General features: G+C 36.3%; 16 protein-coding genes. 5 read left to right on the top strand and 11 right to left on the bottom strand.

Annotated elements, in window-relative coordinates; translation table 11 throughout:
• Window positions 1–117: 117 nt before the first annotated feature.
• The 6 genes from ACZ5XR_RS29190 to ACZ5XR_RS29215 form a co-directional block, all read right to left on the bottom strand.
• Complete coding sequence (locus ACZ5XR_RS29190; RefSeq protein WP_464502796.1) at window positions 118–426, bottom strand: hypothetical protein; 309 nt, start codon at window positions 424–426, stop codon at window positions 118–120.
• 228 nt (window positions 427–654) lie between these two features.
• Complete coding sequence (locus ACZ5XR_RS29195; protein ID WP_464502797.1) at window positions 655–1,050, bottom strand: hypothetical protein; 396 nt, start codon at window positions 1,048–1,050, stop codon at window positions 655–657.
• 653 nt (window positions 1,051–1,703) lie between these two features.
• Window positions 1,704–2,438 (bottom strand): ABC transporter permease, encoded by a 735-nt coding sequence (locus ACZ5XR_RS29200; protein ID WP_464502798.1) that lies wholly within the window; start codon window positions 2,436–2,438, stop codon window positions 1,704–1,706.
• A complete protein-coding gene (locus ACZ5XR_RS29205) occupies window positions 2,419–3,162 on the bottom strand; it encodes an ABC transporter ATP-binding protein (protein WP_464502799.1) in 744 nt (247 codons plus the stop codon). Before ACZ5XR_RS29205 ends, ACZ5XR_RS29200 begins: the two co-directional genes overlap by 20 nt.
• Before the next feature lie 153 nt (window positions 3,163–3,315).
• Window positions 3,316–4,215, bottom strand: coding sequence for a hypothetical protein (locus tag ACZ5XR_RS29210; RefSeq protein WP_464502800.1), 900 nt, complete (start codon window positions 4,213–4,215; stop codon window positions 3,316–3,318).
• Between the two features lie 868 nt (window positions 4,216–5,083).
• The gene (locus tag ACZ5XR_RS29215) at window positions 5,084–6,370 is read right to left on the bottom strand and encodes a glycosyltransferase family 2 protein (protein ID WP_464502801.1); all 1,287 of its coding nucleotides are present in this window, start codon (window positions 6,368–6,370) and stop codon (window positions 5,084–5,086) included.
• A gap of 582 nt (window positions 6,371–6,952) precedes the next feature.
• On the opposite strand from ACZ5XR_RS29215, the gene ACZ5XR_RS29220 reads away from it, so the two are divergent.
• Together ACZ5XR_RS29220 and ACZ5XR_RS29225 are read left to right on the top strand one after the other, a co-directional pair.
• On the top strand, window positions 6,953–8,881 hold the full coding sequence (locus ACZ5XR_RS29220; RefSeq protein WP_464502802.1) for an LTA synthase family protein: 1,929 nt from the start codon (window positions 6,953–6,955) through the stop codon (window positions 8,879–8,881).
• 974 nt (window positions 8,882–9,855) lie between these two features.
• Window positions 9,856–10,038, top strand: a complete 183-nt coding sequence (locus tag ACZ5XR_RS29225; protein WP_464502803.1) for an aspartyl-phosphate phosphatase Spo0E family protein — start codon at window positions 9,856–9,858, stop codon at window positions 10,036–10,038.
• Window positions 10,039–10,106: 68 nt separating this feature from the next.
• Here ACZ5XR_RS29225 and ACZ5XR_RS29230 read toward each other — a convergent pair whose 3' ends face one another.
• Together ACZ5XR_RS29230 and ACZ5XR_RS29235 are read right to left on the bottom strand one after the other, a co-directional pair.
• Entirely contained in the window at window positions 10,107–10,367 is a 261-nt protein-coding gene (locus tag ACZ5XR_RS29230) for a hypothetical protein (protein WP_464502804.1), read from the bottom strand.
• Window positions 10,368–11,088: 721 nt separating this feature from the next.
• Complete coding sequence (locus ACZ5XR_RS29235; RefSeq protein WP_464502831.1) at window positions 11,089–11,535, bottom strand: JAB domain-containing protein; 447 nt, start codon at window positions 11,533–11,535, stop codon at window positions 11,089–11,091.
• A gap of 1,814 nt (window positions 11,536–13,349) precedes the next feature.
• Between ACZ5XR_RS29235 and ACZ5XR_RS29240 the strand changes: the two genes are divergently transcribed.
• Window positions 13,350–14,153 carry a 3D domain-containing protein gene (locus ACZ5XR_RS29240; protein ID WP_464502805.1) on the top strand — a complete coding sequence of 268 codons (804 nt, stop codon included), beginning with the start codon at window positions 13,350–13,352 and terminating at the stop codon, window positions 14,151–14,153.
• A gap of 238 nt (window positions 14,154–14,391) precedes the next feature.
• Here the strand turns inward: ACZ5XR_RS29240 and ACZ5XR_RS29245 are convergent, their stop codons facing one another.
• A complete protein-coding gene (locus tag ACZ5XR_RS29245; RefSeq protein WP_464502806.1) occupies window positions 14,392–14,718 on the bottom strand; it encodes a hypothetical protein in 327 nt (108 codons plus the stop codon).
• 321 nt (window positions 14,719–15,039) lie between these two features.
• On the bottom strand, window positions 15,040–16,125 hold the full coding sequence (locus ACZ5XR_RS29250) for a G1 family glutamic endopeptidase (protein WP_464502807.1): 1,086 nt from the start codon (window positions 16,123–16,125) through the stop codon (window positions 15,040–15,042).
• A gap of 1,125 nt (window positions 16,126–17,250) precedes the next feature.
• On the opposite strand from ACZ5XR_RS29250, the gene ACZ5XR_RS29255 reads away from it, so the two are divergent.
• The gene (locus tag ACZ5XR_RS29255; RefSeq protein WP_464502808.1) at window positions 17,251–17,700 is read left to right on the top strand and encodes a S1 domain-containing RNA-binding protein; all 450 of its coding nucleotides are present in this window, start codon (window positions 17,251–17,253) and stop codon (window positions 17,698–17,700) included.
• 671 nt (window positions 17,701–18,371) lie between these two features.
• Window positions 18,372–19,766, top strand: a complete 1,395-nt coding sequence (locus tag ACZ5XR_RS29260) for a glycosyltransferase family 2 protein (RefSeq protein ID WP_464502809.1) — start codon at window positions 18,372–18,374, stop codon at window positions 19,764–19,766.
• A 398-nt stretch (window positions 19,767–20,164) separates the two neighbouring features.
• On the opposite strand, the gene ACZ5XR_RS29265 is transcribed toward ACZ5XR_RS29260, so the two are convergent.
• A complete protein-coding gene (locus ACZ5XR_RS29265) occupies window positions 20,165–20,353 on the bottom strand; it encodes a gamma-type small acid-soluble spore protein (RefSeq protein ID WP_464502810.1) in 189 nt (62 codons plus the stop codon).
• Window positions 20,354–20,717: the final 364 nt, after the last annotated feature.

Consider the following 20,717-nt stretch of genomic DNA (forward strand, 5'->3'; position numbering starts at 1 on the left):
AACTTTTGAGGGTTATTATAGAAACCTCACATTATGAAACAAATGATTCTTTTCACTCCATTCGATTATTAATTCTTCAACTCCTAAGATTGCTGTATCTGGTTTTGCTACTTGTTCTTATATCCATTTTTTTATTTGAGGAAAAATTGCGTTATTGAATTCTTCGTATGCTTGTTCAGCATAGTCATATTGAGGTATTGGAAAGAACGAAACACCTATTGTTTTATCTCTGTTACAATAAGCAGAAGCAACAACTATTCCTTTGATATTAAGCATATTTGAGCATCTGGTATCAAGTTTAAATACTCTTCTTAAACCAAATACAACAGTTAAATTTTCATAATTAGAGAGATTTGATTTAACTTGTTTTTTAGTTGTCGCATACTTTTCGTTTTTATTAAGATTTCGATAATAAGTAAATCTCATATCATCACCTCAGTAAAGATAGCAGTATTATAAGTTAAATATTCAATATCCTTCTTCAAGTACCCTGCTCATTTAGTGGAACAAGAAAAGCGACTGCTCTTATTGAACAATCGCTACCCGTTTGTTTAAGTACAATGTTTCACAATCTTGCTTTTCGAAAAAATTGCGACCATTGAAAACTCGCACCAACTCGTCACCTTATTTACAACAAATGATTTTGTTTTCTTATCAATATACATCAGTCTGGCGACGTGCAATAAAAACGTACTCCCGTCCTGGACGGTCAGGGGCTTCTCTTACATTTTCTACAGGCAGTCCTACTTCCCTAAGAGATTTGGTAATTTCCTTAAGACTCCTAATCCGCAACGTGGAGTCGGACGCGATTATGGCACCATCGTTCTCGAAAACATAAGTCCATCTGAAAGACACCAAGGAGTCTTGAACATCAGTTACATCAACCCGCTGGTAGGTGTTCTCCCTGTCCCATTTTTGCCACGCTTGTGATTCAGGTTTCCGTGTTTCAAACACCAATCGTCCACTTGGACGCAATACATTCCTAATCGCAAGCAGAGCCTCTTTCCACTCTTCTTCGGTCTGAAAGACTTGAGCAACGTTAGCAGTCATCGTTACAAGGTCAACCTTCAATGGTGGAAGTTCCAGTGCACTACCGTGAATCCATTTAACATGATCAGACTAATTTTTTGTTTTAGTCACCTTTAGTGACGCTTCGGCTGGCTCTAGTCCAATAACCTCGCTACCTCTGGCTGCAAGGGTTCAAGTTGAGTTAGAGTGGTGTCTATACTCATATCTTACTGAGGAGTCCTATTTTTTCCAAAGTCGAAAATAGCATCTAAAGGAATGCTATCCTTCCATTTTCTTGAATAAGGAAAATCGATCCTTCGCGATTGAAGCATCGCGCCAGAATGTTGAAGACCTAAATTATTATTTCTTGTTGAACTAACTTCCAAAGTTAGTACAGCAAATAAAGGAATCGCTGCCAAACCCCCATTAACTTATTAAAGATCAAGAAAAATAGACTGCTGAAACAGTTTCTTTCTCTACTTTAATTATTATATTAGAGAACAATGTAAGTTATAAGGGCTCAGGAAGGTTCATCACTTTATTTAGCCGGTTTCTGGAAGTCGAAGAACTTTCAGGTTATCTTTTAATGTTAAACAAAGCTGTCCTTTAGTACAACAAAAAAATGGGTATTAGACCCATTTTGAGGTAGGATAATTGAAGACTTAAACGAATGGAGATCTAATTTAAAACTTTCTTTAATATTCTTTCTGACTAAACCTATAGTAGCCTAAAATAAAGAACAATACACAAAAAGATAAAAGATAAACCGTTCTGCCCATAATCACTCGGTTAAATCCGCTATTAATCCAACGTTGATACCAATCAATATCATAAGCAGGCAACCACTGCGCGATTGCTGGAAATAGATAGTTCAATAAAACTATAACAACGTATAGAAGAATAGAAAAGGTTAAGGCTTTGCTGCTTGAACCAAACCACTGAACAAGAAAGACTAAAAGAACACCTATTGCCATTAAAGGAAACCATGATAATAAAAACGCTGATATTCCAAGAAACAACCCATGGAAAGTAAGATTCTCCAGCCAGATTGCTCCTGTTATAAGAGACGAAAGACAAATAATGAGTAAAAGAACAAGTAAATAAATACCGGTACAAGCGATTTTTGAAGAAAAAAGTTTAAACCTTGAAATAGGACGTACGAGAAGAAAGGCTAGAGTTTTTTGTTCTTGTTCTCCAGCAAACATATCACTGACACCTAACGCCAATAACAATGGTAAATAAAAGGAAACAGCTAAACTTAAAATGACAAGCGGAAAGCTTTCCCCATCGAATGCTGTAAAACCAAATCTGTTTTGGAGCATTTGAATAGCCGGTCCGACTGCTAATGGAAATAATGCTGATAGGCATAATAGCACGACAGTCGATCGTTTACGCAATAATTTATTCCATTCATTTTTTAAATTCAGCATATTGTTCCACTTCCTTCCCTCTACGGGTACAGTCAATATAATAAGATTCAAACGATTGACCATAAGCTAATTCATTTTTTGCAACTTCTCCAATGATTTTACCCTTTGAGAGAATGGCAATTCGATCACATAGTCGTTCAACCTCATCAATCAAATGAGTAGAAAGAATAAATGTGACCCCCTCGTTATTAGCTAAACGGCTTATCAGATCCAGAAAATCCAGTTTCCCTTCAATATCAAGACCATTTGTTGGTTCATCTAAAATAACCAAGGTTGGTTTAGATAGTAAAGCAGCTGCTAAATATAAGCGCTGGCGCATTCCTGTTGAAAAAGATTTGACTTTTTCATTCTTATGAGATTCCATGCCAACCCATTTGAGTACTTCATCAATCCTTGACAATCCAAGGTTTGGATATAATCTAGCTGCAAGAATAAGGTTTTCATAGGCAGTTAGATAATCAAATGCTTCTACACCGCTGATGAGTGTTCCTACTGACTCCATCGCTTGTTCAAAGTGTTCCAGGACATTATGACCGTTTATATATATTTGTCCATTATCTGGCTGACATAAGGAAACAATACATTTCATTAAGGTTGTTTTCCCCGCTCCATTTGGGCCTAATAATCCAAAAATTTCACCCTTTTGGACAGAAAAACTAATGTTATCCACGCCTCTTCCATTTTTAAATCGCTTTGTCACGTTTTTAATCTCTAGAACTTTCACATATTTTCACTCCAATCTTGACCCAAATATTGATTTTTGTTTTACTTGGGTTTATTAATTGCTTTCTCTTTAATCTCATATTAAAGGCAGAGAAAATTCTCTGCCTTATTTGATTGATCATCTCTCAATCGATATATTTAAATAAAACTAAACTTAATCTTCGTGACGTTCAAATTTATTTTGAACAGTAACAACTTTTTTGCCTTTTAAATCAATTAAGTCTACTTTTGAACTATTTATTTGATCAAATTGATTTTTAATTGAGAAAACAAGATTGTGCACTGTTCCTTTTGCATCTTTACCAGATACGTAGATGGTTGCATCTTGTTCTACTAAGTAATTGTTTTTATCCACGATTCCGTTAAGGTCAACTTTATTGACTGTAATGCTGCTGGTTAGCTGTGGAAGTATCGGTTTCAAATCGGCCATATTTAAAGAACCGAATTCACGGTGCCCAAAATGCTCCTTATTTTGGTCGATATTTTTCAAAAAGAATGATACAACCGCTTGACCAATTGCTGGTACTTGATCTTTGGTAAGCTCAAATGAAAGGTTTGTATGATCTCCTGATTTAACAGCAGTAATTTTATCCTGATAATTTGTCGTAATGGCATCAAAAATTGCTTCTACATCCTTTTGCATTTGAGGAGAAAGCTTGTGGCCTTCATGATTTTCATTTTTTTGTTGATTATTTTTTTCTGCATGTCCCTGACGAACATAATAGTTAGCGTCATTAGTACTTTTTATAATCGTCTCATGATTTTGGGAATAATAGTTTACATTTGTGGTTTTACCACCATTTGTTACCCTTACACTACTGCTTCCTTCATGGGCAGGTAAATTTTCTGAACTCAGAGAATTAACCGAGTAAATATTTTTACCATTATCAGTAAATGATGCCTGAACATGTGAAGTAAAGTTTGTTAAAGTTTGCGTTTTTTTAACCGAATCCTTGAAAAGTTGATAGCCGTTTCCTGAAGCTGATGCCGATAACACACCTCCTGCCATTAACAAGCTACTTATTCCAACGACTGTAAGAACTTTCTTTTTCATCTTCTTTCCTCCTTCATAGAAAATTATGTAACAGATTAATATTAGACAATAAGTCTAAACATCGTCTTAATCAATTATTAATTATTAATTAATTTATTGTGGATTGGATTTTTGCAATCCACTGTACCACCAAATTATGAGTCATAGTGATGTTTGTAAGTTTCTCAAAATAAAAGAATCCACTTTACGCAGTTATGCCATTATTTTAAACGACGTTGGATACCATTTTGCTAAAAACGACAGAGGAAAAAGAGTGTATGTTGAAAAAGATGTTTGAGTATCCAAGATATTAATTGAAATTAAAGGATCACCTGCCATGACATTAGAACAGGCAGCATATGCTGTAATGACATGGTTTGAACAATACAATATGTCGGTCCGTAGTATGGATAAATAAGAAGAAATCAAACGTCATAAAGATGATATAAATGAACTTAAAGAGAGGATTAATCAGCAAAATGTTTTACTTAAAAGACTAATGAAAAAGATAGGTCAGCAGCAGAAATACATAGATGAGAAATTGGAGTAACGGGACCGCAAGCTTATGAAATCGATAAGAGAATTCCAAAAGATATAACAACAGCTATCCCATGAAAATCTATTAGCATAAATTGAAACGTAACCCTCGATCTGGAACCCCTTTAAGCATAATATCGCTGTAATCAGACGGATAAAGTCTGATTTAAAGTTACGTTTTGATAGCCTTCCTACTGTCCTCAGGAAAATTTGGACTGTATAAATTCGCTTGATTTTAGAGATTCCTTAACCTTTTAGCGTCTTCTAATCGAGAATGAGAAATTTACACAAGATTCCTTGAAAGGTCGTCTTTAATGAACATAAGCTACACCGGGAATTTCATGTCATGTCATCATCGTAAATCATCAAGAGATTTCACCACTGTGTGAGGAATTGGTTTCCATTTAACATCCTTAAATAGGGCTACTACAGAAATAGGTATATAGGTAATCATAAAAAACGGAAAAGTGATAGTATATGCAATTTTTTTCCAACTAGAACAATGAATTTTTTTCCACTCTGTTAGAGTTGTAATTAGACCAAGTATAAACAATATACTATAATTCCAGCCAAAGGAATATAACATTTCCACTGTGATTACATGAACAGTCAAGTTCGCATCAATTAAATGAAATAAACCGGCTAAGTAGAATAATCCATTTACCAAAATACTTATTATGGTAATGAGTATGGATGGCATAATCGTTATGAACATATCGTAACATGAAAACCTGTTACGTTTTTCTCGGAAAAAACTTAAAATCAGATTCCTTCCGTATTTAGCAAATACTTGGTAAAATCCCTTCGCCCAACGTAATCTCTGATGCCACGACTGGACCAGGGTGACTGGCTGTTCGTCATAGATCAAGGCGCTTCTACAATATCCGATTTTTTCTCCTTTAATGATCTGAGAAACGGAAAACTCGATGTCTTCTGTAAGGAGATGGTGGATCCATCCACCATTTTCTTTTATCAAATCAGCATGTACCAAAAATCCTGTTCCAGATATGGCACAACTAGAGTTAAGCACCATTCTTGGTAGGTTGATATACTCAGCTTCATGCAGGAACCAAAGCGAATAACCTGCCGAAATCCAATTCTGGTCGAAGTTCTTGGAGTTTCTATAACTGGTGATTACCCTGTATCCTTGATTGAAGGTTCTGTTCATCTCCATTATATAATTCTCATCAAGGAGATTGTCGGCATCAAAAACAAAATATCCTGCAAACCCTCTGGATGAATATTCCTTTTCAATAATTTTTAACATATGATCTAGGGCATACCCTTTTCCAATTAAAGTCTTATTGTAGCGCTCCCTAACAATTGCCCCCGCTTCCGCTGCAAACCGTGCTGTATTATCAGTACAGTTGTCTGCTACAACGAAAATATCAATCAATTCCTCAGGATACTTCTGATTTTTTATACTTTTGATCAGTTTTTCGATGACAAGTTCTTCATTTCGAGCTGCAATGATCACTGCGTATTTGCGAGGATGAACAATCTTCATTCCAGGATTATTGTCCAGTTTGGCCTTGAATGCAACAAGTATGTATACAATTTTAATTGAATATATTAATGCAAATAGTAGAAACATGAAAAAATTAAAATCATTAATAATAGTTGATATAGTTGAACCCACGCTGACACCCCCACGAAATTATCATTTTTTTCATTCCCAAGTTATCTACATGATCATGGAAGCTATACAAGTATAAACCTTAAATTCATTCAGATATTCAAGAGTAATTAAACCTTAGGTACGTCTTGCCTTACTGCTTTAACTCATAAATTCCCTGTCAAAAGGCATAAAACATCCTTTTTGAAACACATATCTATATCATATATTAAAATCATTTTAGTCAGAGGTAAATTTTTAGCATAAAAAAGCAGACACACCTCCAATATATTGTAATAAAATTCAACTTAAAGTAGCAACAGCAAAGACTTCTCTATGTTTTATATATGAGTGTTCAAAGTGTAATCGGTTTGCCCTTAAAAAAATCAAATGAAATCATCCTACGATATAAAAACTAATAGAGTTTAAGAACATGAAGGGATTTTTAGCTGTGTTGATTGTTTTTAAATAGCTTTCATCAATAGATTCAATTATACTTTTTGGTGTGACAACTAAAAGATTATCCCTTCTGTAATTGATTTTTTTAATTTCTTTTACAAAAATAAAATGATAAAGTTACTGTGTTTAGCAGGAGAGAAGAAAAATATGAAAAAAACAACTCATAACCACCTGGTTTTTTTTCTCATAAGTGTGGTGTTATTCTGGACAAAAACGTATATCGCTTATCAACTTGATTTTAAATTTTCACTGGACGATAATATGCAAAAGTTTTTATTATTTTTGAATCCATTGAGCTCTTCCCTTTTCTTTTTAGGGTTTGCTCTCCTTTCTAAAAAGTATTTTAAATGGATTTTGATTGGCATCGAATTTTTATTGTCTTTTTTATTGTATGCCAATATTGTTTATTACCGATTCTTCAACGATTTTATTACTCTCCCTGTTTTGCTTCAGGCAAAATCGAACGGCGGGCAATTAGGAGATAGTGCTTTAGGTTTGATGTCAATATCCGATATTTTTTATTTTACGGACACAATTATCCTGATTGTACTTGCCTCCACCTTGTTTAAACAGGCGAAAGTAAAAAGCCGTAAAATGTACAAAATCGTCCTAATGTTTTCAATCACTATTTTTTTATTAAATCTAACACTTGCGGAAAAAGATCGGCCCAACCTTTTATCGCTCAACTTTGACCGAAATTATATTGTGAAATATTTGGGTGAGTACAATTATACTATCTTTGACATCATTCAAAGTATTGAATCAGCAAGTCAACGTGTTTTTGCGTCAAGCAGCAATCTTAAAGAAGATGTGGAGAATTACCGAAACGCAACCTATACCCCTCCGAATCCGGCTTTGTTTGGGAAAGCGAAGGGGAAGAACGTCATATTTGTTTCAATGGAATCATTTCAAAATTTCTTGATTGATTTAAAGATGCCGTACGGACAACTTGTCACTCCCTTTTTGGATTCATTGGCCCATGATGGCAATACCTTTTATTTTGATCATTTTTATCATCAAACCGGACAAGGGAAAACGTCCGATGCGGAGTTTTTAATGGAAAATTCGCTTTATCCTTTGAACCAGGGCTCTGTGTTTATCAGCAAAGCGCAGAACACCTATCAGGCGACTCCGGGCATTTTAAATCAACAAGGCTATACGACTGCCGTATTCCATGGTAACTACAAAACGTTCTGGAACCGGAATGTGATGTATAAGGCTTTAGGATACGACCAGTTTTTTGACGCCTCTTATTACAGCATGACACCGCCAAATATAAAGAATTTCGGATTGAAGGACAAGCCGTTTTTTTCGGAAAGCATGCCGATGCTCGAAAGTTTAAAACAACCGTTTTATGTGAAATTCATCACCCTGTCAAACCATTTTCCATTTGAGCTTGACCCGGGTGATACTAATTTTCCAAAAGGAAATTTCGGGGACTGGGCTGTTGATCAGTACCTCCAATCGGCACACTATGCGGATGAGGCATTGCAGCAATTCTTTGATTCCCTTAAAAAAGATGGATTGTATAATAAGTCGGTCATAATTCTTTATGGGGACCATTACGGACTTTCCAGCAACAACTACCCTGCTATGGCAAAAATGCTGGGAGTGGATAAAATTACTCCGGTAATGGATTCTAATCTTCAGCAGGTACCATTGTTCATCCATGTTCCAGGCGTTAAAGGCGGTGTGCAGCACCAAGTGGGCGGTGAAGTTGATGTTCGCCCGACTCTTCTTCATTTTCTTGGAATTGATACGAAAAATTACATTGAATTTGGTTCCGATCTATTATCCCCACAGCACCGCAATTGGATTGCATTTAGAAATGGGGACTTTGTTTCATCCGATGATGTGATTCAGAATCAGGGCAAATGTTACAGTGTGGCTACGGGGGCTCTGGCTGCAAACCAAAACGCATGCAGTAACATCAGTGCCAAAGTGAAAAATGAACTGCAGATGTCTGATATGGTCGTAAATCAGGATTTGCTCCGCTTCTATCATCCGAAGGGTTTTAAACCGATCAATCCCAATGATTATCAATATTTAGGACCGACTAAGAAAAAGGGAGCTTAGGTCCCTCAGGCTGTCGGAAAAGCTTGAGGATTCCCTCGCAGCCGCCGATGTGAACATGACCCAGAATGGCGTGATGGAATTTCTTCACTTTCAATAAAAGCAGCCGTTTTCGGCTGCTCTCCTTTTGTCTTTTATTCTTTTGTTTGAGCTTTTAATCATTTGATTTTCCGAATTTCAGCTCGTTCGGTTTGGCGGTGTTAGCCGAAAATGGAACATGAAACTACGGAATTTAGGCGTTAGCCGTACAGTCTGTGGTTATCGATCCATTTAATGCGGAAGCGACACTTACGGAATGACAGAAAGACGCTTTTCCTTTCTGATCAGTCATAGTGCTCCCGCCAAAAGTCAAGTGACCTCGTCTTCCTGAAAGTATCTACCTACATAATATCCTGAGCTTGAGTTATCTACCTTCAATCCATGAAAACTTGCTTTCATTCACAATCACTCCTTTTTTGTTTTACCTCAACGAAACTTTGCGAAGCGCTAGCGTAGCACCCTTGAATGCCATTATGAGCAAACATTACAATTAGGAGAACAAAGAAGGAGATTAATAGAGTCCGAGCGTATATGGCGATCCAACGGGCTCCCGTTGGCTGGGTTTGGGCAAGGAGCCCAAGGTTTTAAAGGTTTTCGGTTCGTTTGGTACGGCGGCCTGCCGTAAATGGAACAGGGACCTACGGAATGTAGGCACAAGCTGTACAGACCGTGGTTATCGGGCCATTTAGTGCCAAAGCGACACGTACGGAATGACAGAAAGGCGTCTTTTCCTTTCTGATCAGTCCGTAGTGCTGCCGCCTCCTAAAAAGTTATCTTTTTCAACTTTAAGCAACCCCAAAATCTCAATATAGAAAATTTCCTGTTAAATCTTGTAAGTATTTAGGAATTTTTGTCGTATCTATTCAAATTATGCGAAAATTCGTACATAATATTGTGTATACAAATTACATTTGCACTAACAAAACGGCCAAGGAGTTATGATGATGAGTGTAGAGGACGATGTATTAAAACTCAGTATCAATCAAATGAGAAAGAATTTGATCCACATTGCGCAAGAAACGGGATTAAATAGCGATTACACCCTACGTTACAGCCGGAAATTAGACGAGCTCATCACGATGTATCAAAAAAGGAAAAAGGAACAATATTCAATTGTTTGATAATAAGTCCTGTATTTTCACATGATGAATATAGGATTTTTTTTTGATTTTCATCACGATCGTTAAAGTCAACAAGACGGATACGAAATATCCATTAGTTCGTTACATTTATACGCCATTTGAATGAATTCATCCAAATCCTTTTGTTCTACTTTTTGTTCGAAGTCACATGGTTGTCCTAATGTGATACCCCTTTGACTAGCAACTGAAATGATTAGACCTAATTCATAATACATATTTTTCGATAATACTCCCTTGTTAATGTTTTTCATGATTTCATCATAAAAGGCTATTAAAAAATCAGTAGGTAAGTTTTCATAAAAATCCACTATTACATCTCCCTTATAATGAATGTAGGAAAATCTTTCTGGATAATCATAGAGTTGCTGAAACTTCATTATAGATTAGAGATTGTAAAATCTTTGTCGATTTCTTAGAATTTTAACAAACTGTTTAACAACATTATCTTTCATTAACATTAGAAAATGGATTACAACATTTTTTGGTTTTAATGCTTCAACTAGGCGCAGCTTAAATGAAGCTCTGTTGTTGGGGCTCAATGCCCCAAACAAGTCGAACTATCACAAATATGAAAAAAATTCATATATACATTTGCCTCTCATTATAAGAGCTACATGTTTCTATTCTTCCTCGAATAATCTTTCAAAAGGTTGCGTCAGCAACCGTCAAGCAGGCTCGATGCCTGCGTCATATGATCAAGAAAAAACGGATGTTTTTTATCCATTCGTGGACCAACATCGGCGCTGATCCTGCCGATGTTTTTTTAGGTTTCTTCATTTACACTGATAAAATCATTTGATGTTTTGTAGGTTTATATTTTTCACTCATTGCCTCAATAAATGGAAGGATATAGATTTTCATAGGCTTACAAACATATTCCATTACATGATATTCAATTTCATCTTTCAGACCTGCCTTTTCAATGGCTTTTGCCTAATCTTTATAACAATTAGATACAATAATTATCATGATTCATCTCCCTCTTTATAAGCAAAGGGGGCAAAATCCCCCTTTGCTATTTTGGTATTTTTATAGATAGCCTTTCTCCTTAAGGCTGATATGCTTCCCGGTGTGGGTGACAATCACATGGTCAAGCAATTCGATGCCTAAAATTCTCCCTGCTTCTGCAAGTCGCTTGGTGATATCGATGTCTTCCCGGCTGGGCATAGGGTCTCCGCTCGGGTGTTGGTGGCTGATGATAATGGATGCTGCATTATTGAGAATGGCGCACTTCATAACCTCTCTAGGATGAACGATACTAGCATTCAAACTTCCTACATGAGCTCTATGTAGCCCAACCACCTGATTCTTCGTATTAAGCATCATCACAAGAAGCACTTCTCGGTCTTCAGCCGCAATGTAAGAGGCCGCTAATTTCTGTGCATCTTCTGGTGAACGAATTGAGTATTGTGCAAACGGTTCAGAGGATTCCTTAATTTCTTGTTTGATTCTAACGACTTCAAAGATTGATGTGATTTCCATTTTTCAAAACTCCTTTTCATTTTTAGTTTTTTTCTTCATTTTTTCTTTTTGGATTCCGAAGCGAATCCGTTCCCCAAAAGGGGATGATTTTTCCCCTTTTGCAAGTAGAACGAAAAACACACATAGGCAATGGGTCAAGGGCGATCTTCGCACAAAAAGTTTTTTGCTGTTCGAAAGCGCTTTTAAGCAAAAAAGTTTTTTGCCCCTTGACCGATTGACTAGCTTTCTTAGCTACTAGCCGGAAAGGTTCGGGTGCCCTGCCGGCTGGAAGGTTAGAAAGCTTGCGCTGTTTTACGATTCGGAAGGCAAAAGGGAAAAATCAAAAAATAAAAGCAGCCGTTTTCGGCTGCTCTCCTTTTGTCTTTTATTCTTTTGGTCTTTCAATCTTTTGATTTTCTGGTTTTCGGCTCGTTCGGTATGGCGGCCTAAGCCGTAAATGGAACAGGAACCTATGGAATGTAGGCGTGAGCCATACACTCCGTGGTTATCGGTCCATTTAATGCCGAAGTGACACGTACGGAATGACAGAAAGGCGTCTTTTCCTTTCTGATCAATCCGTAGTGCTGTCGCCCAATGTAGTTCTGTATGCTTTTAACTTAGATTCTAAAGTCCTTATTTCTGAAGAAAAATCGTTGCCTTAAGGCTGCAAGAATGGCAAATAACCGAAAGAGGAAGTAGTCTACGATGTGATTCTGATTCTATTTCTATCATTTTAGTCATAGAAATGAAGAAAGGAACGGCTGCACCCGTTCCAATCTAAAAATCTATCTATTGGGAGATGTATTATAAATGAAAATGCTAGCACAACAGTTGAAATTCGTAAACCGTTTCTTAGATTTGGGCACAGCCTCCGATAAAATTATGCTTGGTCTTTATGTCGGTTCGGTGGTAACTTTTATTTCAGTCGTAATTACTCATATGTAGGTTAAAGTTACAGGAGTTGCTATTGATTTGATAGCAAATTATAAAACTTTGGATCTGGTAATAAAAGAATCAAATGCTCTAAAATAATTAAATGCCATCAACATGAATGCTTAGTTTACTTCATTAGTTCCTTATTATTAATTCATTTCGTTACAAACGCCTTTTATCAGTGACTCAATGCTAGCCACGGCTTTAAGGACAGTATCAATACTTATATTTGGAATATCATTATTATGATCAAGATATCCACTAAGATACTTTACAGATGAGTTCTTAATTCCCAACCTCTTACAAACTAACCAACATACACTCTCAGCATCAAATTCCTCAACGGCTCTTTCAAGAGGATTCTATTCCCCCACCATACAGGATTAGGTGTACCAAGTTGGCAACAATATAAGTGGCATAGTTCGTATACAATTGTAGCGAGTTTAGTTTCATCTGAGTGTTTTCTATTAACGATTTCCGTAATATGTATTAGCCTACGATTTTCGCGTGTTGACAGCGATACCCCTAATAATTATGCAGATATTTCAACAAGCTTTTAAAAAATATTCAATATTACTTTCTACAAAATCTTTAAATTTCATAGAAAAAACCTAAAAAATATTAGGTGGTATAGTAATAATTGGTAACCATCGGGGTTTTGGTAACATGAATGTAATAAATTGAAGTTGTGCTAAGAAAGGCGCTCTTTCGGCCTTTCTACCTCGAATGAGGGTTTAGAAGGGCCATTTTTCAGACATTTTTGTAAATTAGTAAATATTATCGAAATATAATTGCTATATATGTAAACTAAATAATATCCCCCTGTTCTTTGTTTCAAATAATTCTATGTTACTATTAGGAAAAATTAGCAACCAAGGAATATGGAGGGTAAAAGAATGCTTAACAAAGTTAAAACAATGATGGCAGTTGCTGTACTCTCAGGAACTGTAAGTGCTAATGTACAGGCTGCAACGATTACTGTAAAAAAGGGAGATACTCTTTGGGATTTTTCACGCGTACATAAGACAACTGTAAAAAAAATAAAAGAGTGGAATCATCTTCACACGAACCTAATTCGACCTGGTGAAGTACTAACCGTTTCACCGGAAAAACATTATATTGTTAAACACGGGGACACATTATGGGGAATCGCCAGAGCACACCACATAAACGTTTCACAGCTTATGAATCGGAACAATTTAACATCTGATCTCATCCATCCTGGATTAAATCTTGTAATACCTGATGGTTCAATAACTATTAATCATTCAATAATAGAAAAACATAGAAACCTATCTGGAACCGGCCATTCACATGAAAAGGCTAATGCTGCACCGAGGCACGCTGTACGAGAGTCAATGGAAAGTGCACCTAGAGTAAAAGCTGCCTCCACAACAATTCCAAGTTTAGGAAGAGTCATAACTGTAACAGCCACAGCGTATACAGCTTCATGTGGTGGGTGTTCCGGCACTACGGCTACAGGAATTAACATTAAGGCCAATCCAAATGCAAAGGTCATTTCCGTTGACCCTTCTGTTATACCACTAGGCAGTAAAGTTTATATTCCGGGCTATGGCGAATATACAGCTGCTGATACCGGCGGAGCCATTAAAGGAAATCGAATTGATGTCTTTATTCCTTCAGAACAAGATGCAATCAATTTTGGGAGAAAACAATTAAAGGTAACAATCTTAAACTAAGAACCTAAAATCAGAAGTCTCTAGTTGTCTATGTGAAAGGCGACTCTCCGTTTCGGAGATTTGCTTTTTTTTTAAAAAAGACTTCGCACGAATTTTGTACCCTTTTTTAAATTTCCTCTATTCTTGTAATCTTGGCTTTACTCAAAGCTAGCTTCAGTGCATATAAAAAGTTTATTTATTGATAAATAGCCTTACTCTATATGAGTAAAGGCTATTTATGTCGAGTTTCTTCTATTATTTATGTACTTTTCAATTCAAATTCGTATTTTATCAGTTTTCGCCACTGAACGATCTCTTTTAAACTTTGAATAATAAATTCTTCTTGTGTCAAACCCTCTATTTCCGCATACTCCTTTACCTGATTTTTTAAATGAGTGGATTCATAAGCCACAAAGGAAACTAAATCGCTATCTAGAACAACACCATTCGGCCTGCAAATCATTTTTCCTTCTACAAGGCTGTTTTTCAAGAGGTCGATTTCATCTCGATGTTCGCTTTTATAAAATGGAAGGAGTACAGGTTTCATCCCAATCACAATTTCGCTATTGAAAACTTCCAACTTCATGTTATGAGGCCAGCAATCCGATAGAATTGATCAATCAATTCAAAAGCATTGATTTCACTTGTTTCGGTTTGGTCAATTTCAACATTACGGATCCCTTTTTGTTATTGACAATCTCCTCGTTAACTTCTATAACCGGTTCGAAACCCAACTGCTTCAATTCTTAAATCGAAAGTTCTCTCTCCCGGTTGGTCAAGACCTTGCCAATACCGATTCCATCCCACTCCATAATCCGGCAAAAGGACACTCGTTAAACGAATGCCCTTTTTAGTATGAAATGATAATAAATGTTTTTTTAAACTTTTTTATTTGTAATTCATTCCGCTAATCTGCGTAAATTACATGTCCCGTATGACGAAAAGTAACATGAAAATCTCCTGAATTGTCAAGAAAACTTATTCTATCCAATTTCATTTTTCCATAAGGATCGTACATAATGTCATACTCCGTATCTTTACTAAACGGAGACGGATGTTCCAAATGCCCTGTTAATGCATTTCCTGCTAAGGTATTAGTGAAAGAAACTTTTCCGAAATTCGTCAGATAAGGGTAAACAGCTGTATGAACCACCTTTCCACTTGACCATCCATATTCTTCAGGATTCACAATAGGGCGTTCAACAATCCATTCTGCCGTACTTGTTATACTAGATATATATTCGTTCTCTATGCCAGGAACGCTTTTACTAAAAACCGCTCCAGTATCCAAATCCTTCATATAGAAATGGGCTGTCGCAGAATGGGAATCTTCTGTAAGCCAAACATCTGCATAATATTTGTCTCCAGGATGGTGGGCAAAGCCTGTTATAGGTATTTCATAACTTGTATCCTTATTGGTACCAACAATTTCCCACCAAGCCGAATTATACTTTGTGCCGTCTGGATAATGAAATGAGTTGGTCCCTATTTGGATCAAGGGTTGGGTTCCATATCCACCAAGACCTATCCATTGGCACGAAAAAGTCGAATGACGTCCATAAGAATGGACATATGGTTGAATCCAAGTCCCTACCACACGAGAGGAAGTTTTATGATCGACCACACCACTCCAGCCCCGCTGAGTAGCCGAATACGAACTGATTATATGAGCCGGTTGAACAGTAGCAACGACCCGTTTATTCCAAGACGCAGCATTCTTGCCGTTTTTTAACATTGCTAGATTAGTTGAACGTAGAGATACTCCGTCTGGTTGTAATTCCTCCGCCTTTGCTGTTAACGGGTTCGAGCCTTTTGGGAGTAAGTGAACTGTCGTATTTATTATTGCATGATGAACATTGTTTGTAGCCTTGTTACCCTGAGTTATTTTTACTGATTTAGAAAAAGGTACATTACCATTTTCAGCAGCGAAAGATATATGCGGATTCAAGATGAGCCCCATCGTAAAAATGATTGGTGTGATTTTTTTAAACAAACCTTTCCTCTCCTTTCAAATTATTTTATTAAACCAGCGTACCTCGCTAGGAAGGTGAAAGGTCTTAACCTTCATATGTATGGTGTTTCCCTTTAGGAATTTATTTACATTTTCCCATATTAATAGATTTATTGTAAAGTTGCTTTGGAATCAATTATCGGAAAACATTCTAACGAAAAATTAGGGCAGTACGCCCTCCTTAAAAACGAAAAGCTGGCTAAATCAGACCATGTAAAAAATAACTATATAGCTAAAGGGGAAAATTCGTAGCGTCAATTGCTTATAAACCATTAGGATACATAAAAAATAGCAATGGAAAAAGTAATATGGCGAACAACTATTCGGACGTTTGCGGTAGGTTGGTGGCTGTATGTATGGATGTATTGGCCATTGATTGATTTTAACGGTAACATAAGGAAGCTGCTTACTGTCACGATGAAGGTTTTTCCATCCGTTTGTATCTTGCTATTTTGCTTTTTGGTGTGTTTCTCACCTCCTTCAGCGGTGTAGGGATATGAAAATTTACATTATTCATTGAAATTTGCTCATTCTTTACGACAAGAGGGTTGCTGAATTGATAATTAACCAATGGATTTGGATTTTTCACGAAAAAGTTCAACAGCATCGGATTCCCCGTTGGCTGGGTTTGGGCGAGGAGACCAAGGTCTTAAAGGTTTTCGGTTCGTTCGGTATGGCGGCGTAATCCGTAAATGGAACAGGAACCTATGGAATGTTGGCTTTAAACGTACAGTCCGTAGGTATCGGTCCATTTAATGCCGAAGCGACACGTACGGAATGAAAGAAAGGCGATTATTTTCTTTCTCATCAGTCCGTAGTGCTGCCGTCCTAAATAAGTTGTTTATGCCCTAGATCTATAAAGTTCTTTTTTCTGAAGAAATTACGCAGCCTTAACGCTGGCAGATATTATAAACATGGAATTGGCTTGATGCACATCTTAATAATTTTGTAGAACTGGAATGAACCAAGTATAATTTTAACCAGTCATAGTCAATGACTGGCCTTTTACCCAACATTCAAACTGAATGGCTCCAGTAGATATTACTTTCTTCGAAAATTTGTTATAATGAAGTGTTTTTAACATTATTGAGGGGGAACGTTATTTTTATGTCAGTTGAAGTTGGCAGCAAGGTCCAAGGAAAAGTAACAGGCATCACTAATTTTGGAGCATTCGTAGAATTACCGGATGGATCAACAGGTCTAGTGCATATCAGTGAAGTTGCGGATAGCTATGTAAAAGATGTGAATGACCATCTAAAAGTAGGCGATCAGGTTGAAGTAAAAGTGATTAGTATGAAAGACGGAAAAACTTCTTTGTCCATCAAAAAAGCAATAGATAGACCCGAAGGACAAACCCCTTCTTATACAAAAAGCCCACCGCGCCAAGGAAGATCTGATAATCCTTCCAAAGATTTTCGTCCAAAAGGCAATTTCAAGCCAAAGGAAAGTTTTGAAGATAAAATGGCTCGTTTTTTAAAGACGAGTGAAGAGAATTTATCTACCATCAAACGTAACACCGGAGCAAAACAGGGCGGAAGAGGCGGAAGACGAGCATAACTTGTTGCGTTTTTTAATACTTCATTATATAGATAAAGGCAAGCCTGTAATTGGCTTGCCTTCTTTTGATATAATACATTAGGTCATAAGAAAGTAACAACAACGGAAATTTATTTGAAGGAAATCATGAAAAAGGAAAATGGCGCAGCGCAGTACATTGATGAGAAGAAATATTAAAAAAGTTTATTACATTTGGATAGTAAATGAATCAACCGGGACTTTTCCTGTTTTTAAAGATTAGCAATTGTTTCTAGCAATTATCTGATGTATGTTTTGGCGGAAAAATTCAAAAGTAAATATGGAAGAAAGATACGTCCAATCGTTATTAAAGAAGTAGAAAAATTTCTTGATTGTGGAGATATAAGAACAAAGATTGGTAGATATTGTTTTGTTTGATTTATTTCTTCATATCGTACAAATTCTTTCATTGCGGTATAATAACCCCAGCAGGCGGTAACTTCGCCGGTATGAAATGGGTGTTTAGGATAGTAATCAATTGAAGTTTTTATAGCGTTTACTAATATACGCTGACAAATTGTTCACCTCTTCATTCATTTCGATTACATTTTTTCCAAATATTTTAATTCTGAGTGAACTGGTAAAAATAAAAGAAAATGTATTAATTTTAAAGGACCCAAGTAAAACAGCGAGATAAAAAGGAAGGTGAGAGTATGGCATTTGAAGTCATTTCACGTAATGAGATAAAATCATATAAAGTTAGTGTTGTGATGCCCGTATATAATGTTGAGGACTATCTATCAGAGACTCTCCATTCTGTACTTGGGCAAACTTTAGAAGGTGTCGAGATCATTCTTGTCAATGATGGTTCAACCGATGGCAGCGATAAAATTATTCATGCTTTTATTCAAAATCATGATTCTATTGTATACATAAAACAGGAAAATGCCGGGCCTGGGGCTGCGAGAAATACTGGAATTGAGATTTCGCGGGGAGATTATATCAGTTTTGTGGATTCAGATGATCTCCTTCCGAAAGATGCTTTAGAAACGATGTACAAGGCGGCGATTAAGGAAGAGGCTGATATTATTACCGGCGGGTCTATCAGCTTTAATTCAACAAGATTCTGGTATAGCCAAAGCCATGCCGCGAATGGCGTTTATAATCCTGGCCCAAAAACGTTATTCAATAATCCGGAATTATTATATTCAGTGGGCCCATGCAATAAATTGTTCAAGGCCGATCTCATTAAACCAATACGGTTTCCTGTTGGAATAAAAGTGACGGAGGATCATCCATTTTGCATTGAAGCTTATTTGAAAGCAGCTAAAATCTATACCGTTGATAAGGTTATTTATCAATACCGGCGGCGCGAAACAGACAAGAATATTTCATTGTCACAAAGTGTAAAAAGCAACCCCAAAAACGTACTTGATGATATTTTAAAAAGCGTGAGATTGACAGATCAACTTTGGAACCGTTACATACAGAATGAAGAACAAAGGGTTTTTCTTAAGGGCTATTATTACCATCGTTTGTTAACGGCTGATGTGTGGCCAGCCATTAACTCGCTAAGAAACAGGCCTAACCATGATTATATAGATGTTGAGCAGATTGTTGAATGGATTAACCAAATGGACCAGACCATTCTATCCGTCTTAAAACAATTAGGCTCAGAAGAAAGAATTAAGGCCATTGAAAAAATGGAGAATAAGGGCCTGCTGAAAAATGAGCTTCTTTTAAAAAGAATTTCTCAAAAAGTAGCTTCTGCTAAGTATATGGCAGGAAAAGCCCTTGCCTATTTTATCTTGTATCCTTTATGCAAAAAAATACGTTTAGGTAACAAAATCCTTTTTATTTCATACAAATTAACGACCATTGAGGGTATAGAAGAAAGTATAAAAAGTGAGATTAGGGAAAAATGGCCGGAATACAGCTTTAAATGCTTTTTACAGAAACCAAAAACGATAAGAGGATTTTTAAGAGAAAGTTTCGATCTTGCTACAGCAAAAGTAATTATTTTAGACGAATATACGAACCCATTTAACCATTTTAAGAAGCGCCCTGATGTCGAAGTTTATGAAAGAAATAAGTTAGAAGGAATATGAAAAACTGCCTGTTTTTTCATAAGCCGTTTTCTTTTGAGGTACCCGCATAGCAAAAAGCAAATAAAAAAACAGTTATATAAGCAGTGTATTTCTCATATGAAATCACACTGCTTTTTGCACGATTTCAGGAAGATTATGTTTAAAGTATTTATACTAGCTTCTTTAACAAACGTTGCAGTATAGTTGAAAAGCGTGTTTAACTTGTGTTCAGTATTCGGTTCAGATTGATGAGTAACGCTTTGCAAGATAAATGGATATTTATGATAAGGTAAAGAAGAAATTGCTCAATTAAAGGTTTAGCGTAATAATAAGAATGTTTGTAATTTGCTTTACCTCAAAAAAGTTCATAAAAAAGACACCCCCTATCGAGCGATAAGAGGTGTTTATCAAGTCACAAATTAAGAGGTTTGGTTCTTATTTTGCTCGGATTGTTGGTTTTGACGTCTTACCTTTTCTGCAGTTGTTTCACTAGCAAATTCTGTTCCGAATTGACCAGCTCCAGCTTGTCCACCTTGAGCATTTTGTTGTCTAGCCTGTTGGGCGTAAGTTCCAGCTTGAGTTTTGTTTGGTTGTTGATTGTTAGCCATAATAAATCACCTCCACGACAATAATATTTCCTGAGCTTAATTAAATATCCAAAAAAGATTTAAATTACTTTAAAGCATTTTTAACTTTACTATGAGGATTTAGCAAAATAACTGTGGATCTATTTTTGAAGCCTTGTTTTTCAACATTTCGCTATCATCGCTTTTCTTTAATAAGGAAGCGCTTTTTATGGAGTAACACATTTAAAAGATTGAAGTTTATTATGTGTAAAAAAAGATTGTGAAGGATTCTACTTACACTAATGGGGGCTTATAACAATAAGGAATAAAATTAAAGAGCCTTAAATATGCAAGTTTTTATACACTTCTTGGGTATTTTGACTCTTTTTACATTCATAAAAGATAC

The organism is Neobacillus sp. Fa239 (assembly GCF_055395235.1).

What these genes read in the sequence shown, in the direction of transcription:
- ACZ5XR_RS29210 (WP_464502800.1), bottom strand. Translation starts at nt 4,215, where the DNA reads ATGAAAAAGAAAGTTCTTACAGTCGTTGGAATAAGTAGCTTGTTAATG.
- ACZ5XR_RS29240 (WP_464502805.1), top strand. Translation starts at nt 13,350, where the DNA reads ATGCTTAACAAAGTTAAAACAATGATGGCAGTTGCTGTACTCTCAGGA.
- ACZ5XR_RS29265 (WP_464502810.1), bottom strand. Translation starts at nt 20,353, where the DNA reads ATGGCTAACAATCAACAACCAAACAAAACTCAAGCTGGAACTTACGCC.
- ACZ5XR_RS29225 (WP_464502803.1), top strand. Translation starts at nt 9,856, where the DNA reads ATGATGATGAGTGTAGAGGACGATGTATTAAAACTCAGTATCAATCAA.
- ACZ5XR_RS29200 (WP_464502798.1), bottom strand. Translation starts at nt 2,438, where the DNA reads ATGCTGAATTTAAAAAATGAATGGAATAAATTATTGCGTAAACGATCG.
- ACZ5XR_RS29220 (WP_464502802.1), top strand. Translation starts at nt 6,953, where the DNA reads ATGAAAAAAACAACTCATAACCACCTGGTTTTTTTTCTCATAAGTGTG.
- ACZ5XR_RS29195 (WP_464502797.1), bottom strand. Translation starts at nt 1,050, where the DNA reads ATGACTGCTAACGTTGCTCAAGTCTTTCAGACCGAAGAAGAGTGGAAA.
- ACZ5XR_RS29255 (WP_464502808.1), top strand. Translation starts at nt 17,251, where the DNA reads ATGTCAGTTGAAGTTGGCAGCAAGGTCCAAGGAAAAGTAACAGGCATC.
- ACZ5XR_RS29245 (WP_464502806.1), bottom strand. Translation starts at nt 14,718, where the DNA reads ATGAAGTTGGAAGTTTTCAATAGCGAAATTGTGATTGGGATGAAACCT.
- ACZ5XR_RS29190 (WP_464502796.1), bottom strand. Translation starts at nt 426, where the DNA reads ATGAGATTTACTTATTATCGAAATCTTAATAAAAACGAAAAGTATGCG.
- ACZ5XR_RS29260 (WP_464502809.1), top strand. Translation starts at nt 18,372, where the DNA reads ATGGCATTTGAAGTCATTTCACGTAATGAGATAAAATCATATAAAGTT.